At 64.0% G+C, this 16,257-nt stretch carries 17 protein-coding genes; 9 read left to right on the forward strand and 8 right to left on the reverse strand.

The genetic code is table 11. The features are described 5' to 3' along the window. Positions 1 to 73: 73 nt before the first annotated feature. The 8 genes from kdpC to AC57B1_RS14990 all read right to left on the reverse strand — a co-directional run bounded on the left by kdpC (position 74) and on the right by AC57B1_RS14990 (position 7,364). Positions 74 to 652, reverse strand: coding sequence for a potassium-transporting ATPase subunit KdpC (gene kdpC, locus AC57B1_RS14955; RefSeq protein ID WP_496417870.1), 579 nt, complete (start codon positions 650 to 652; stop codon positions 74 to 76). A 34-nt stretch (positions 653 to 686) separates the two neighbouring features. Continuing rightward, positions 687 to 2,771 (reverse strand): potassium-transporting ATPase subunit KdpB, encoded by a 2,085-nt coding sequence (gene kdpB, locus AC57B1_RS14960; RefSeq protein ID WP_011487464.1) that lies wholly within the window; start codon positions 2,769 to 2,771, stop codon positions 687 to 689. 52 nt (positions 2,772 to 2,823) lie between these two features. After that, positions 2,824 to 4,629, reverse strand: coding sequence for a potassium-transporting ATPase subunit KdpA (kdpA, locus tag AC57B1_RS14965; protein ID WP_408345240.1), 1,806 nt, complete (start codon positions 4,627 to 4,629; stop codon positions 2,824 to 2,826). Beyond that, complete coding sequence (kdpF, locus tag AC57B1_RS14970; protein WP_091795945.1) at positions 4,626 to 4,718, reverse strand: K(+)-transporting ATPase subunit F; 93 nt, start codon at positions 4,716 to 4,718, stop codon at positions 4,626 to 4,628. The genes kdpA and kdpF overlap by 4 nt, the downstream gene beginning before the upstream one ends. Then, positions 4,715 to 4,828, reverse strand: a complete 114-nt coding sequence (locus AC57B1_RS14975; protein WP_007175652.1) for a hypothetical protein — start codon at positions 4,826 to 4,828, stop codon at positions 4,715 to 4,717. Before AC57B1_RS14975 ends, kdpF begins: the two co-directional genes overlap by 4 nt. A 254-nt stretch (positions 4,829 to 5,082) precedes the next feature. Next, entirely contained in the window at positions 5,083 to 6,057 is a 975-nt protein-coding gene (locus tag AC57B1_RS14980) for a quinone oxidoreductase family protein (RefSeq protein WP_408345380.1), read from the reverse strand. 59 nt (positions 6,058 to 6,116) lie between these two features. After that, positions 6,117 to 6,506 carry a methylglyoxal synthase gene (locus AC57B1_RS14985; protein ID WP_011487459.1) on the reverse strand — a complete coding sequence of 130 codons (390 nt, stop codon included), beginning with the start codon at positions 6,504 to 6,506 and terminating at the stop codon, positions 6,117 to 6,119. Between the two features lie 78 nt (positions 6,507 to 6,584). After that, positions 6,585 to 7,364: an SDR family oxidoreductase gene (locus AC57B1_RS14990; RefSeq protein WP_091795954.1), complete on the reverse strand. Its 780-nt coding sequence runs from the start codon at positions 7,362 to 7,364 to the stop codon at positions 6,585 to 6,587. Positions 7,365 to 7,653: 289 nt separating this feature from the next. Here AC57B1_RS14990 and upp point away from each other — a divergent pair, with 289 nt between their 5' ends. From upp to rng, 9 genes are all read left to right on the forward strand, one after another. Further along, positions 7,654 to 8,304 (forward strand): uracil phosphoribosyltransferase, encoded by a 651-nt coding sequence (gene upp, locus AC57B1_RS14995; protein ID WP_011487457.1) that lies wholly within the window; start codon positions 7,654 to 7,656, stop codon positions 8,302 to 8,304. A gap of 445 nt (positions 8,305 to 8,749) precedes the next feature. Further along, positions 8,750 to 9,478, forward strand: a complete 729-nt coding sequence (locus AC57B1_RS15000; RefSeq protein WP_091795956.1) for a YebC/PmpR family DNA-binding transcriptional regulator — start codon at positions 8,750 to 8,752, stop codon at positions 9,476 to 9,478. Positions 9,479 to 9,715: 237 nt separating this feature from the next. Next, the gene (gene purD / locus AC57B1_RS15005; RefSeq protein WP_496417871.1) at positions 9,716 to 11,014 is read left to right on the forward strand and encodes a phosphoribosylamine--glycine ligase; all 1,299 of its coding nucleotides are present in this window, start codon (positions 9,716 to 9,718) and stop codon (positions 11,012 to 11,014) included. A 284-nt stretch (positions 11,015 to 11,298) separates the two neighbouring features. Continuing rightward, a complete protein-coding gene (hemF, locus tag AC57B1_RS15010; RefSeq protein ID WP_091795961.1) occupies positions 11,299 to 12,222 on the forward strand; it encodes an oxygen-dependent coproporphyrinogen oxidase in 924 nt (307 codons plus the stop codon). 49 nt (positions 12,223 to 12,271) lie between these two features. Beyond that, a complete protein-coding gene (locus AC57B1_RS15015; protein WP_496417874.1) occupies positions 12,272 to 12,988 on the forward strand; it encodes a nicotinate-nucleotide adenylyltransferase in 717 nt (238 codons plus the stop codon). A 4-nt stretch (positions 12,989 to 12,992) separates the two neighbouring features. Continuing rightward, the gene (gene rsfS, locus AC57B1_RS15020; protein WP_091795967.1) at positions 12,993 to 13,451 is read left to right on the forward strand and encodes a ribosome silencing factor; all 459 of its coding nucleotides are present in this window, start codon (positions 12,993 to 12,995) and stop codon (positions 13,449 to 13,451) included. A gap of 46 nt (positions 13,452 to 13,497) precedes the next feature. Further along, on the forward strand, positions 13,498 to 13,968 hold the full coding sequence (gene rlmH, locus AC57B1_RS15025) for a 23S rRNA (pseudouridine(1915)-N(3))-methyltransferase RlmH (protein WP_091795971.1): 471 nt from the start codon (positions 13,498 to 13,500) through the stop codon (positions 13,966 to 13,968). A 75-nt stretch (positions 13,969 to 14,043) separates the two neighbouring features. Beyond that, positions 14,044 to 14,673 carry a Maf family protein gene (locus AC57B1_RS15030; protein WP_496417872.1) on the forward strand — a complete coding sequence of 210 codons (630 nt, stop codon included), beginning with the start codon at positions 14,044 to 14,046 and terminating at the stop codon, positions 14,671 to 14,673. Between the two features lie 9 nt (positions 14,674 to 14,682). Beyond that, complete coding sequence (gene rng, locus AC57B1_RS15035) at positions 14,683 to 16,152, forward strand: ribonuclease G (RefSeq protein ID WP_011487448.1); 1,470 nt, start codon at positions 14,683 to 14,685, stop codon at positions 16,150 to 16,152. The last annotated feature ends 105 nt before the right edge of the window (positions 16,153 to 16,257 follow it).

Consider the following 16,257-nt stretch of genomic DNA (forward strand, 5'->3'; position numbering starts at 1 on the left):
GCCGTCAAAAGCCAAAGGCGGAGTCGCGAGGACGCCGCCTTTGCGAAACGTTGCGCCTCAGAGGCTCAGAGGATCAGCCGCGCTTCATCTCGTCCAGCGCCAGGTTGAGTTGCAGCACGTTCACGCGCGGCTCGCCCAGAATGCCGAACTGACGGCCGCTCGTATAACGGTCCACCAGCGCCTGCACGTCGTTCGATGCGAGCTTGCGAGCCTTGGCGACGCGCTCGATCTGATAAGCCGCCGCAGCCGGGCTGATCTCAGGATCGAGACCGCTGCCCGACGACGTCACCAGATCGACCGGCACCGGCTTGGACATATCCGTGCCGGCGGCTTTCAGCGCGTCGATGCGGCCTTTGATTTCGTCGAGCAAGGCCGGGTTGGTCGGGCCGAGATTCGACCCGCTCGAACCCTGCGCGTTGTACGGCATCGGGCTGGTGGCCGACAGACGGCCCCAGAAGTACTGCGGCGCGTCGAACTGCTGGCCGATCAGCTTCGAGCCGACCACCTTGCCGTCCTGTTCGAGCATGCTGCCGTTGGCCTGATCGTGGAAGGCCGCCTGACCGACTGCCGTCATCACCGCCGGATAAGCCAACCCCGTGAGGGCGGTGAGCACCGCGAAAATCACGAGCAACGGACGGAACAGATTTTTCATGATGATTGATTCCTCTTGAACTAGCGACTAGCGCTCAGACCCAACCGAACGCGGCCAGCACCATATCGATCAGCTTGATGCCAATGAACGGCACGATGATCCCGCCCAAGCCGTAAATCAGCAGATTGCGGCGCAGCAGGATCGCCGCACCCAGCGCGCGATAACGCACGCCTTTGAGCGCCAGCGGAATGAGCAGCACGATGATCAGCGCGTTGAAGATCACCGCCGACATGATCGCCGAAGCCGGCGTAGCCAGATGCATCACGTTCAGCGCGTTCAGTGCCGGATAGGTCGTGGCGAACGCAGCTGGAATGATCGCGAAGTATTTGGCGACGTCGTTGGCGATCGAGAACGTGGTGAGCGAGCCGCGCGTCATCAGCATCTGCTTGCCGATCTCGACGATCTCGATCAGCTTGGTCGGATTCGAATCGAGGTCGACCATGTTGCCCGCTTCCTTCGCGGCCTGCGTGCCGGTGTTCATCGCCACCGCGACGTCGGCTTGCGCGAGCGCCGGGGCGTCGTTGGTGCCGTCGCCTGTCATCGCGACGAGGCGGCCTTCGGCCTGGTGCGCGCGGATCGTGGAGAGCTTCGCTTCCGGCGTGGCTTCGGCGAGGAAATCGTCGACGCCAGCTTCAGCGGCGATCGCGGCGGCGGTCAAGCGGTTGTCGCCTGTCACCATGATGGTCTTGATACCCATCTTGCGCAGTTCGGCGAAACGTTCCTTAATGCCGCCCTTAACCACGTCCTTCAACTCGATCACGCCGAGCACGCGCGCGCCCTGCTCGCCCTTCTCCGCGACCACGAGCGGCGTGCTGCCGCGGCGCGCGACTTCGGCGACCGCGTTGCTGACTTCGTTCGGGAAACGTCCGCCGTTGGCTTCGACATAGTTCTTCACCGCGTCGGCCGCGCCCTTGCGGATTTCACGGCCCGGCAGATCGACGCCGCTCATGCGCGTTTGCGCGGTGAACGCGAGGAACACGGCATGCAGCGACGCCATATCGCGTTGACGAATATTGAAGCGCTGTTTCGCCAGCACGACGATACTGCGGCCTTCCGGCGTTTCATCGGCGAGCGACGAGAGTTGCGCCGCATCCGCGAGCGCTTCTTCCGTCAAGCCCGGCGCGGGCACGAATTGCGACGCCTGGCGATTGCCGAGCGTGATGGTGCCGGTCTTGTCGAGCAGCAGCACGTCGACGTCGCCGGCGGCTTCCACCGCGCGGCCCGAGGTGGCGATCACGTTGGCCTGCATCATGCGGCTCATGCCGGCCACGCCGATCGCGGACAACAGCCCGCCGATGGTGGTCGGAATCAGACACACGAGCAGCGCGACCAGCGCGGTGATCGTCACCACGTGGCCGGCCTTTGCGGCTTCGACCGAGAACATCGAGAACGGCAGCAGCGTGGCGGTGGCCAACAGCATGACGATCGTCAACGCGACCAGCAAAATGGTCAGCGCGATTTCGTTCGGCGTCTTCTGGCGCTTCGCGCCTTCCACCATCGCAATCATGCGGTCGAGGAACGCCTCGCCCGGGTTCGCCGTGACGCGCACCACGATCCAGTCCGACAGCACGCGCGTGCCGCCCGTCACCGACGAAAAGTCGCCGCCCGACTCGCGGATCACCGGTGCGGATTCGCCCGTGATCGCCGATTCGTCGACCGACGCGACACCTTCGACCACTTCGCCGTCGGCCGGAATCACGTCACCGGTTTCGACCAGCACGACGTCGCCCTTGCGCAGATCGGAAGCCGTCAGAATGCGGATCGGCGACTTCGGATGCGGCTCGTTCAACTTCTTGGCCATCACGTCTTTCTTCGCGCTGCGCAGCGACGCCGCCTGGGCCTTCGAACGGCCTTCGGCGAGCGCTTCCGCGAAGTTGGCGAACAGCACCGTGAACCACAGCCACAAGGTGACCGCGAGAATGAAGCCCGCGGGCGCCTCGGCCTGGCCGCCGAGCGCGGCGATCCAGAGAATTGTGGTGAGAATGCTGCCCACGTACACGCAGAACATCACCGGATTGCGGAACTGCGTGCGCGGCGTGAGTTTTTTGAAGGAGTCCACGATCGCCGGGCGCACCAGCGCCGGGTCGAACATGGACCTGGTTGCATTATGTTCAGTCATTGAATCCTCGAATTTCCCGTTTGCGCGTGATCACTCGTTTTCATCGCGGGTCTCAATGGGCGCCCATCATCATCAGATGTTCGACACCAGGACCCAGCGCGAGCGCAGGGACATAAGTCAGCGCGCCGACCAGCAGCACCGTGCCGAGCAGCAGCACGACGAACAGCGGTCCATGCGTGGGCAGCGTGCCGCCGGTCACGCCGATGCGCTTTTTCGCGGCGAGCGAGCCGGCAATCGCGAGCACCGGAACGATCGTGCCGAAGCGGCCGAACCACATCGCAATCGCCGTAAGCCAGTTGTAGAAGGGCGTGCCCACGGTGAGGCCCGCGAACGCGCTGCCGTTGTTGTTGGCGGCCGAGCTGAACGCGTAGAGGATTTCAGAGAAACCGTGCGCGCCGGGGTTGAGAATGCCGGCCTTGCCCGCGTCGCTCAACACCGCGATCGAGGTGCCCACCAGCACCAGCAGCGGCGTGAGCAGCACGACGATCGACACCATCTTCATCTCGTACGCTTCGATCTTCTTGCCGACGTATTCCGGCGTGCGACCGATCATCAGGCCCGCCACGAACACGGCCAGCAGCGCGAACACGAGCATCCCGTACATACCGGAACCCACGCCGCCGAAGATCACTTCGCCCAGTTGCATCAGCAGCATCGGATAGAGGCCGCCGATCGGGGTGAGCGAATCGTGCGTGTTGGCGACCGCGCCGCACGAAGCCGCGGTGGTCGCAACCGTGAAGATGCCCGACTGCGCGATGCCGAAGCGCGTTTCCTTGCCTTCCGCATTGCCGCCCGACTGCAACGCATTGGCCGATTGATCGACGTGCAATGCGGCGATGGCCGGATTGCCGGTCTGCTCCGCGCTGATTTCGCCGAACACGCAAACCGCGAAAGCGATCGTCATCGCGGCGAGCACGGCCACGCCTTGCCGGCGGTCGGCGATCATGCGACCGAACACCAGCGCCAGCGCCGCCGGGATGAGCAGGATCGAGAAGATCTGCAGGAAGTTCGAGAACGGCGTCGGGTTTTCAAACGGATGGGCCGAGTTGCCGTTAAAGAAGCCGCCGCCGTTGGTGCCCAGCATCTTGATCGCTTCCTGCGATGCAACCGGACCCATGGCGAGCGTTTGCGTTTTCACCGGCGTATCGACCGTCACCGGATTGCCCTTCGCGTCCTTCACCGGATTGCCTTGTGCGTCGAGCTTCGGCGCGGCATACGTGGTGGTCTGCAAGGTCGGCACGTCTTCATACGACTTGAAGTTCTGGATCACGCCCTGGCTCATCAACAGCGCCGCGATGATCGCCGACATGGGCAGCAAAACGTAGAGCGTCACGCGCGTCAGGTCGACCCAGAAATTGCCGATGGTTTGCGCGGTGTGGCGCGCAAAGCCGCGAATCAACGCGATCACCACCACGATGCCGGTGGCGGCCGAGAAGAAGTTCTGCACGGTGAAACCGAGCATTTGCGTGAGATAGCCGACGGTTTGTTCCGGCGTGTAATCCTGCCAGTTCGTGTTGGTCACGAAACTGACTGCCGTATTGAACGCGCCGTCCACCGTCATCGGGCCGAACTGTTGCGGGTTGCCCGGCAGCCAGCCTTGCACGCGCAACAGTACATAGAGAAACACCACACCAAGCGTGTTGAACGCGATCGTGGCGATCGCGTAGTGCTTCCAGCTCATTTCCGTGGAAGGGTCGACGCCCGCGATGCGATACAGCAAGCGTTCGACGGGACCGCCGAGGCGCACCACGCGCGAGCTGCCGTCCATCACGGCGCTGAGATAGCGGGCCATCGGCACCGCGGCTGCCAGCAGCACGACGATAAACAGGCCCGCTTGCAGGACATTGTTCGAGTTCATTCAATGTCCTCCGCGCGCAGCAGCGCATAGACCAGGTACACGAACAGCAGCGCGGTCGCCGCACCGGACAACCAGAGAATCCAGCTCATGAGCGCGCTCCCTGACCACGGCGGAACTGCATCAACTTCTCGCAGCCGGCAATTAACGCAAAGGTCAGTGCGGCGAACAGCACCAGGCCCCCGACATACAGCACATCCATTTTTGTTCTCCATTACACGGACTTTGGATGGGTGCAACGTTATGCCGAACCGCGTAAAGGGCTGGTCAAAGATGGGAGGGCGTGTATAAAAATCGCGTAAACGGAAAAGGCCGTTCCATCGCAAGACGGAACGGCCTTGTGCATGCCTGGCATGGGTTTACGGCGTGACGCGCCGGCTTTTCCAGTGCGTCGAGCGCGACTTCGAGGAACGCGCGATTTTTATAGGGCTGACGGCACGTTTATGCCGCGACGCCTCACGGCAGCAGAACCGTCGAGCCCGTGGTGCGGCGTCCTTCGAGATCCGCGTGCGCTTTTCCGACATCCGCCAGCGCGTAACGCTGATTGATGCTCGTCTTCACCTTGCCCGACACCAGCATGTCGAACAGCTCGGCGGACATCGCCTCGTAGTCGCTGCGTTTGGCGATATAGGTGAAGAGCGTCGGACGCGTAAAGAACAGCGAACCGCGCCCGGCGAATTCAGAAGAATCGATCGGCGGCAACGGCCCCGACGCGTTGCCGAAGCTCACGAACATGCCGAGCGGCGCGAGGCAATCGAGCGAACCCGCAAACGTGTCTTTACCGATCGAGTCGTACACCACCGGCACGCCCGCGCCGTTGGTGATCTCGCGCACGCGCTTGGTGAAGTTCTCGCGCGTGTAGACGATCGCATGGTCGCAGCCGTGCGCCGTGGCGATCTCCGCTTTTTCATCCGAGCCGACCGTGCCGATCACCGTCGCGCCGAGCGCCTTCGCCCATTGGCACACCAGCAGGCCGACGCCGCCCGCCGCGGCCTGAATCAGGATCGTGTCGCCGGCCTTCACCGGATACGTGCGACGCAGGAGATATTGCGCGGTCAGGCCTTGCAGCATCACCGAGGCGGCCTGCTCGTCGCTCAGGGCATCGGGCACCTTCACGACCTGCGCGGCCTGCAGCACGCGCTCCTGCGTGTACGCGCCGGGCGGACGCGCCACGTAGGCAATGCGATCGCCCACCTTGAGACCGCTCACGCCCGCGCCGAGCGCCGTCACCTCGCCGGCCGCCTCCATGCCGAGACCGCCTGGCAACGGCAACGGATACAGGCCCGTGCGGAAGTACACGTCGATATAGTTGAGTCCAACCGCCGTCTGTTTCACGCGGATCTCGCCCGCGCCCGGCTCGCCGACTTCGACGTCGACCCACTTCATGACCTCCGGGCCGCCGGTTTTATCGAATCGGATTGCTTTGACCATCATGTCTCCTTGGGGTTGGGGTGGGATTGGGGCGTGCCGCGCGTGCGATGCCGCGGATCTCAGACCTGTTGCGTGAGGCGCAAGGTCAGCGAATCGAGCACCATGCGCGCGGTCGAAATGTTGGTCGCGCACGGAATGTTGTGCACGTCGCATGCGCGCACCAGGGCGTTGATGTCCGGCTCGTGCGGCTGCGGTGTCATTGGATCGCGCAGGAAGATCACCATGTCCACACGTCCTTCCGCGAGTTGCGCGCCGATCTGCAGGTCGCCGCCGTGCGGGCCGGACAGCATCCGCTCGACCGCGAGGCCATGCGCGTCGGCGATGCGCCCGCCGGTCGTGCCGGTCGCCACGATGTCGCAACGCCTGAGCGTGTCGACGTATTCGCCGGCCAGTTTGACGATGTCGTCTTTCTTATGATCGTGCGCGATCAGCGCGATACGGGTGGTCATGACGTAAGACTCCTGAAACCGTTGTAATTGTCGTTGTTGTAGTGATGATGGAACTGCCGCAGTTGCCGCAGCTGCCGATCAGAACGTGCCCGGATAGGCGCCGCCGTCGATCAGCCAGTTCTGCCCGGTAATGTAGCCGGCATGCACGCTGCACAGGAACGCACAGGCGCGGCCGAATTCGTCGCGGTTGCCGAAACGGCCGGCGGGGATCGTCTTCATGCGCTGCTTGCGGGCGTCGTCGACGGAAATGTTTTGCGACTTGGCCTGCGCCGCGAAGGTCACGGCAATGCGGTCGGTGTCGAAAATACCCGGCAGCAGGTTGTTGATGGTCACACCGGTGGGCGCGACCTTGCGCGCGAGGCCCGCGACGAAGCCGGTCAGCCCCGAACGCGCGCCGTTGGATAACCCGAGCACGTCGATCGGCGCCTTCACCGCGGAACTCGTGATGTTGACGATACGCCCATAGCCGCGCTCGCTCATCGAGTCGATGGTTGCGCGAATCAGCTCGATTGGCGTGAGCATGTTGCTCTCCAGCGCGCGGATCCAGTCTTCATGCGTGAAGTTGCGGAAGTCGCCCGGCGGCGGACCACCCGCGTTATTCACCAGAATGTCAGGCTGCGGACAGGCGGCGAGCGCCGCGGCGCGGCCTTCGGGCGTGGTGATGTCGCAGGCCACCGTCTTCACTTCCACGCCGCTTTGCTGACGGATCTCCGCCGCGGTGGCTTCGAGCGTCTCGGCGGTGCGCGCGACGATCGTCAGATTGACGCCCTCGGCGGCGAGCGCTTCCGCGCAGCCGCGGCCGAGTCCCTTGCTGGCCGCGCAGACCAGCGCGGTGCGTCCTGCGATTCCCATGTCCATCTGTATTCACCTCGTGAAGTTGTGCGTCGTGAGAAAGCGCCAGGCGGCCTCAGCTTTTTCCCCCGCTCGTGAGTCTCGCCCGAAGCGCCGGGTCCGGCGGCTCCCGTGGCGATGTTTTCCCCGATTCTAGAAGAATCGGTGCCGGACTGCGCCGGCTTGCTGCAATCTCCGGTATCTTCGGAGCGCACTCTTTCGGTAAACTTGCGCCGTGGCGCGTCCGCCAGCCAGCCGGTCCCCGGCCATGCGGCGCGCCGAACCGATCCCTCTAGCCGCCGCTTGCGCCCCCGCCATGACTCAGGACAGCCGTTTCCCCAATCTCTTCATCCTCGATCACCCGCTGATCCAGCACAAGCTGTCGCATATGCGCGACCGGGACACCTCGACCCGCACGTTCCGCGAACTGCTGCGTGAAATCACGCTGCTGATGGGCTACGAAATCACCCGCAACCTGCCCATGACCACGCGCCGCCTGACCACGCCGCTCGTCGAGATCGACGCGCCGGTGATCGCCGGCAAGAAGCTGGCGATCGTGCCGGTGCTGCGCGCCGGCATCGGCATGTCGGACGGCCTGCTGGAACTGGTGCCGTCGGCGCGGGTGGGCCACATCGGCGTGTATCGCGCCGAGGACCATCGCCCGGTCGAATATCTGGTGCGCCTGCCCGACCTCGAAGATCGCGTGTTCATTCTGTGCGATCCGATGGTCGCGACCGGCTATTCCGCCGTGCACGCGGTCGACGTGCTCAAGCGCCGCAACGTGGCGGGCGAAAACATCCTGTTCCTCGCGCTGGTCGCCGCGCCCGAAGGCGTGCAGGTGTTCCAGGACGCCCACCCGGACGTCAAGCTGTATGTCGCCTCGCTCGATTCGCATCTGAACGAGCACGCCTATATCGTCCCGGGTCTCGGCGACGCCGGCGACCGCCTGTTCGGCACGAAGAACTAGAACTGAAAGCGGCCTGAAAAGCGCACGACGGCGTGCGGCCAAGGCCGCCGCCGCGCACTTTTCGCGTCGTTTGCGGCTATCTCGCCCTCTGCCGCACCCTTGCGGCGTGATAAAATTCGAATCCGCTCAAAGAGCGGCTCAACTTGCACCACCGTCTGGCGCACCGCGCCTTTCGCGGGGCCCGGCAGGCCGGCGCGGCATTTGTCGCGTGGGGTCTGGCCAGATCGCCCTGTCCCAACCGCGCTGCCGACCTGCGGTCCCGCTAGCCGGGTCCGGCCGGGCGTGGCGAGGCGCGAGACGGGTAGCCACGAATGGTTGACCCGGACAGTTAAGCACCGGGCGGATTGACATCGCGGCGCACAAACGCAGAACGCGTCAGCGCCCGACATCGCAACGACAATTGCACACTGCGTGCGCCCCACTGGCGCGCGCGACGGAGAAAGGTATGGCGGGTCATTCGAAATGGGCCAACATCAAGCATAAGAAAGCAGCGGCCGACGCCAAGCGCGGCAAGGTCTGGACGCGGCTCATCAAGGAAATTCAGGTCGCGGCGCGCATGGGCGGCGGCGACATCGACTCGAACCCGCGTCTGCGGCTCGCCGTCGAAAAGGCGTACGACGCCAACATGCCCAAAGACAACGTCAACCGCGCGATCCAGCGTGGCGTGGGCGGCGTGGACGGCGCAAGCTACGAGGAAATCCGCTACGAAGGCTACGGCATTGGCGGCGCGGCGGTGATCGTGGACACCATGACTGACAACCGCACGCGTACCGTGGCGGAAGTGCGTCACGCGTTCTCGAAGAACGGCGGCAATATGGGCACGGACGGCTCGGTGTCGTTCATGTTCGATCACGTCGGCCAGTTCCTGTTCGCGCCCGGCACGCCCGAAGACAAGCTGATGGAAGCCGCGCTCGAAGCCGGCGCTGACGACGTCGTCACGAATGAAGACGGCAGTATCGAGGTGCTGTGCCCGCCGAACGATTTCCCGAAGGTGAAGTCCGCGCTCGAAGCCGCCGGCTTCAAGGCCGAACTGGCCGAGGTGACGATGAAACCTCAGACGGAAGTCGAGTTCACCGGCGAAGACGCCGTGAAAATGCAGAAGCTGCTCGACGCGCTGGAGAATCTGGACGACGTGCAGGAAGTCTATACAAACGCCGCGATCGCCGACGAATGAGCGTGCCCCGGCGGCGCGTAGTGCAGCGGTTCCTGTCGAACCGCGCCACGCCGCCGGCCCTCGCGTCGTTGCTGAAGCGCCGAAGCGCGTGAGTGCGACTTCCGCACCGCGCTTCCACCCGGCTTCGCACGTGCCCTGCGCCGCTACTGGCTGCGGGCCCAATGCGAACCTCGTTGTCATTGCACGGCTGAGCATGTTGCGTCAGCCGTTTATGGTTTTTAAGTCTCGGGGATTCACATGAAGTTACTCGTCGTCGGTTCCGGCGGTCGCGAACATGCGCTCGCATGGAAGCTCGCGCAATCGCCGCGGGTCCAGCTCGTCTACGTGGCTCCTGGCAACGGCGGCACCGCCCAGGACGAGCGTCTGCGCAACATCGACATCACGGATCCGGCCGCGCTCGCCGATTTCGTCGAGAACGAGCAGATCGCCTTCACGCTGGTCGGGCCGGAAGCGCCGCTCGCGGCCGGCATCGTCAATCTGTTCCGCTCGCGCGGTCTGAAGATTTTCGGGCCGACCAAAGAAGCCGCCCAGCTCGAAAGCTCGAAAGACTTCGCGAAGGCGTTCATGAAGCGCCACGCGATTCCGACCGCCGAATACGAAACCTTCGCCGACGTCGCCGCCGCGCATGCGTATCTGGACGCCAAGGGCGCGCCGATCGTCATCAAGGCCGACGGCCTCGCCGCGGGCAAGGGCGTGGTGGTCGCGCAAACGCTGGAAGAAGCGCACGCCGCAGTGGACATGATGCTGTCGGACAACAAGCTCGGCGACGCCGGCGCGCGTGTCGTGATCGAGGAATTCCTCGCCGGCGAGGAAGCGAGCTTCATCGTGATGGTGGACGGCAAGCACGTGCTGCCGCTCGCTTCGAGCCAGGATCACAAGCGACTGCTCGACGGCGACCAGGGCCCGAACACGGGCGGCATGGGCGCCTACTCGCCCGCGCCGATCGTCACGCCGCAACTGCACGCCCGCGTGATGCGCGAAATCATCCTGCCGACGGTGCGCGGCATGGAGAAGGAAGGCATCCGCTATACCGGCTTCCTGTACGCCGGTCTGATGATCGACGCGCAAGGCAACCCGAAAACGCTCGAATTCAACTGCCGCATGGGCGACCCCGAAACGCAGCCGATCATGGCGCGTCTGAAGGGCGACTATTCGAAGGTGGTCGAGCAGGCAATCGCCGGCACGCTCGATACGGTCGAGCTGGAATGGGATCGCCGCACCGCGCTCGGCGTGGTGCTCGCCGCGTACAACTATCCGGATACGCCGCGCAAGGGTGACCGCATTAACGACATTCCGGCTGAAACCGCGGATTCGGTCACGTTCCACGCCGGCACCACGTTGACGGACGGCAAGCTGACCACCTCGGGCGGCCGCGTGCTGTGCGTGGTCGGCCTGGCGGATTCGGTGCGCAGCGCGCAGTCGGTCGCGTACGAAACGATCAACCAGATCTCGTTCGACGGCATGCAGTACCGGCGCGACATCGGCTACCGTGCGTTGAACCGCAAGCACGACGCCAAGACCGAAGGCAAGCACTAAGCCGCACTGCGCCGCACCAGGCCATTACCCCGCTCACCCGCGTGCGGCGCCAACAGCGCTACACTGCGGGTTTTCGCGGCGGGTTTTAGCAGCGACACCGGCGCCCTCCGCACCATGTAGGCCGATCCAGGCCCATGCGGGCTGAACGAAGCCGGGAGCATTTCGCCGGGCGCGAAAAAACGTCAGGCGCGCCTTCGCAGGTTCCGACCTGACGCGGGCCCGGCCAACGCCCTTCACGACGAACCCGCGGCACGACGAGCGTGCCGCCCTCAGCATCTGCATTCATGACCGAATCGAGCTACGACGCACAGGCCGTGCGCAACTGGCTGCAAGGCCTGCAAACGCAGATCGCGGACACGCTCGGCGCGTTCGACGGCACGCCGTTCGCCACCGACACATGGCAGCGCGCCCCCGGCGAGAAGCTGCGCGGCGGCGGCTGCACACGGATTCTGGAAGGCGGCAACTTCTTCGAGCGCGCCGGCATTGGTTTCTCGGACGTCGCGGGCGACGCGTTACCGGGTTCGGCAAGCGCGGCGCGTCCGCAACTGGCCGGCCGGGGTTTCGAAGCGATGGGCGTATCGCTCGTGCTGCACCCGCACAATCCGCACTGCCCGACCGTGCATATGAACGTGCGTCTGCTGGTCGCGACCAGGGCCGGCGAAGAACCGGTCTTCTGGTTCGGCGGCGGCATGGATCTGACGCCGTACTACGGCTACGAGGAAGACGCGCAGCATTTCCATCGCACTTGCCGCGACGCGCTGCAGCCTTATGGCGCGGACCTGTACCCCAGTTTCAAGCGCTGGTGCGACGAGTATTTCTTCCTCAAGCACCGCAACGAGCCGCGCGGTATCGGCGGGATTTTCTTCGACGATTTCTCGGCGCCGGGCTTCGATCAATCGTTCGCGATGCTCAAGAGTGTGGGCGACGGGTTCCTCAAAGCGTACCTGCCCATCATCGAAAAGCGCCGCAACATTCCGTACGGTCAAGCCGAGCGCGATTTCCAGGCATACCGGCGCGGGCGCTACGTCGAGTTCAATCTGGTCTTCGACCGTGGCACACTGTTCGGGCTGCAGAGCGGTGGACGCACGGAATCGATTCTGATGTCGATGCCGCCTGTGGTGAACTGGCGCTACAACTGGCAGCCCGAACCGGGCACGCCGGAAGCGCGTCTTTACAGCGATTTTCTCGTGCCGCGCGAGTGGGTGTGACGGGCAGCGCCCGCACCTCGCTCCAATCGTCACGACAAAGGATCTTCACCTGAAGCCGAACGCTCATCCTGTCGCCCTGCCTCGCCGGATCGGACTGCTCGGCGGCACTTTCGATCCGATCCACGACGGCCATCTCGCGCTCGCGCGGCGTTTCGCGCATGTGCTGCATCTGACCGAACTCGTGCTGTTGCCGGCCGGCCAGCCCTGGCAGAAATCGGACGTGTCGCCGGCCGTGCACCGGCTGGCCATGACGCGCGCGGCGGCGAGCGAACTGGTGCTGCCGGGCACGACCGTGCGGGTCGCGACCGACGAAATCGAGCACGAAGGCCCGACTTACACGATCGACACGCTGCAACGCTGGCGTGAACGCGAAGGTGAGGACGCATCCATTGCGCTCCTGATCGGCGCGGATCAACTGGTGCATCTCGACACGTGGCGCGACTGGCGGCGCCTGTTCGAGTTCGCCCACATCTGCGCGGCCACCCGGCCCGGTTTCGACCTCACGTCGATTCCGCCGGCGGTCGCTCAAGAAATCGACGCGCGCCGTGCCCGCGCCGACGTTCTGCAAGCCACGCCCTGCGGCCACTTGCTGATCGATACGACGCTTGCGTTCAACGTTTCGGCCACCGACATTCGCGCGCATCTGCGCGAGCAGGTGAACCAGCGGCTTGCCCTCGCGGGCGGCGAACAGCAAGACCAGGCGGCGAGCCATGTCCCCACCGCGGTGTGGGACTATATTCTTCAACATCATCTGTACCACCGGTAAATCCATGGATATTCGCAAACTGCAACGCGTGATCGTCGACGCTCTCGAAGACGTCAAAGCGCAAGACATCAAGGTGTTCAACACCAGCCACCTGACCGCGCTGTTCGATCGCGTGATCGTCGCGAGCGGCACCTCGAACCGGCAAACCAAAGCGCTCGCTTCGAGCGTGCGCGAGAGCGTGAAGGAAAACGGCGGCGAGATCATCAGCACCGAAGGCGAGGACATCGGCGAATGGGTGCTGGTGGATTGCGGCGACGCGATCGTGCACATCCTGCAGCCGGCCCTGCGTCAGTACTACAACCTCGAAGAAATCTGGGGCGACAAGCCGGTGCGCATCAAGCTGTCCACGCCGGATCCGTTCGGCGGTGCGCGTTCGAGCGAGCCCGACGAAGACGAGGACGAAGAGGAAGCCGCGCCGGCCGTGAAGAAGCCCGCGCGCAAAGCGCCCGCACGCCGCAAGTGAGCGAGCTTCGGCCCACTCACCGTTATCGTTCGCGAATGCTTGCGCAATGAAACTGCATATCCTCGCCGTCGGCCACAAGATGCCGGACTGGATCGCCACCGGCTTCGACGAATACGCGAAGCGCATGCCGCCCGAGCTGCGCATCGAACTGCGCGAGATCAAACCCGAGCAACGTTCGTCGGGACGGCCGGCGGAAAGCGTGATGGCCGCCGAGCGGCTGAAGATCGAAGCCGCGTTGCCGAAGAACGCGCGCATTGTCGCGCTCGACGAGCGCGGTAAGGACTGGACCACCATGCAGCTTGCCGGCGCCCTGCCCGGCTGGCAGCAGGACGGCCGCGACGTGGCGTTTCTGATTGGCGGCGCCGACGGTCTCGACCCCGATCTCAAAGCGCGCGCCGACATGTTGCTGCGCGTCTCGAGCCTGACTTTGCCGCACGCGATGGTCCGAGTACTCCTGGCCGAGCAGCTTTACCGCGCGTGGACCATCACGCAAAATCACCCCTATCATCGCGTGTGAATGGACGAGGCGGCGCAGGGATTGCGCGGCGCGTCCGTCGCATGTCCATGCAATCCGCTTCATCGAGACCTGTTCATGTCCACGTCCGCCGCATCGCTGCATCCGTTCGTCTACCTCGCTTCGCAAAGTCCACGCCGCCAGGAGTTGTTGCAACAGCTCGGCGTACGTTTCGAACTGCTGCTGCCGCGCCCCGATGAAGACGCCGAAGCGCTCGAAGCCGAGGTGCCCGGCGAGCGCGCGCGCGACTATGTGCAGCGGGTGTGCGTCGCCAAGGCGCATGCGGCACGCGCGCGCCTCGTGGCCGGCGCTCATGTCGCGCGGCCAATCCTGGTTGCGGACACAACCGTCACGATCGACGACGCGATTCTCGGCAAGCCCGTCGATGCCGACGACGCTGTCGCGATGCTCACGCGCCTTGCCGGCCGCGCTCACGAAGTGCTGACGGCCGTGGCCGTGGTCGACGCCGAGGGCACGCTGCTGCCCGCCGCGCTATCCGTGTCGAAGGTGCGTTTTGCTGCACTGCACGCAGACGCGATCCGACGCTATGCGGCGAGCGGCGAGCCGCTCGGCAAAGCGGGCGCGTACGGTGTGCAGGGGCGCGCCGCGGAGTTTATCGAGCATATCGACGGGTCCTATTCAGGTATCATGGGTTTGCCGCTTTTTGAATCTGCTGCCCTCCTGCGTGCAGCGCGCATCGACTTCTAAAATAACACCATGAATGAAGAAATCCTGATCAATGTCACGCCGCAGGAAACGCGCGTCGCGCTGGTCCAGCAAGGCGCAGTCCAGGAACTTCACGTCGAACGAACGCTGTCGCGCGGCCGCGTCGGCAACGTCTATCTCGGCAAGGTCGTACGCGTTTTGCCGGGCATGCAGTCCGCTTTCATCGACATCGGTCTTGAACGCGCCGCGTTCCTTCATGTCGCCGACATCTGGCATCCGCGCATTGCCGGCGAACCACAGCATCAGGCGCCGCATCAGCCAATCGAAAAAATCGTCTTCGAGGGCCAGACGCTGATGGTGCAGGTCGTGAAGGATCCGATCGGCACCAAAGGCGCGCGCCTGTCCACCCAGGTGAGCATTGCCGGTCGCACGCTCGTCTATCTGCCGCAGGAACCGCATATCGGCATCTCGCAGAAGATCGAGAGCGAAGCCGAACGTGAAGCCGTGCGCGCGCGTCTGACCGCCGTGCTGCCCGCCGATGAAAAAGGCGGCTATATCGTGCGCACCATCGCCGAAGATGCAACTAGCGAAGAGCTGGCCGGCGACGTCGCGTATCTGCGCAAGACGTGGGCGACGATCCTCTCGCAAGGGCAGCGCATGCCGCCCACGAGCCTGCTCTATCAGGATCTGAATCTCGCGCAGCGCGTGCTGCGCGATTTCGTCAACGATGAGACCTCGCGCATTCAGGTCGACTCGCGCGAAACGTATCAGATGCTGGCCGATTTCGCGGCCGAGTTCACGCCGGCGGTGTCGTCGAAACTGCACCACTACACCGGCGAGCGGCCGCTCTTCGATCTGTACAACATCGAGGCGGAAATTCAGCGGGCGTTGTCGCGGCGGGTGGATCTGAAGTCGGGCGGGTATCTCGTGATCGACCAGACCGAAGCGATGACGACCATCGACGTGAACACGGGCGGGTACGTCGGCGCGCGCAACTTCGACGATACGATCTTCAAGACGAACCTCGAAGCCGCGCACACCATTGCGCGGCAATTGCGTCTGCGCAATCTGGGCGGCGTGATCATCATCGACTTCATCGATATGGAAAACGTCGAGCATCGCGATCAGGTGCTGGGCGAATTGAAGAAGGCGTTGTCGCGTGATCGCACGCGCGTGACGGTGAATGGTTTTTCACAGCTTGGCTTGGTGGAGATGACGCGCAAGCGTACGCGTGAATCGCTCGCGCATGTGCTGTGCGAGCCGTGTCCGGTTTGCCAGGGCAAGGGGCAGGTCAAGACGCCGCGTACGGTGTGTTATGACGTGCTGCGGGAAATTCTGCGCGAGTCGCGGCAGTTCAATCCGCGCGAGTTTCGCGTGGTGGCGTCGCAGCAGGTGATTGATCTGTTTCTCGAGGAAGAGTCGCAGCATCTGGCTATGTTGATTGATTTTATTGGTAAGCCGGTGTCGCTGCAGGTGGAGTCGAATTTGAGTCAGGAACAGTACGATATTGTTTTGATGTAGGGTTTACCCTATATCAACCCGAATCACGCCATTTCGCCAAAAGCCCCGCCCATCAAGACTTCATCGTTTTCGGTGAATTTTCCCGTATCATCCTGAATCATGCGA

This window comes from Paraburkholderia sp. BGA-UO-ETr-F21, assembly GCF_059567925.1.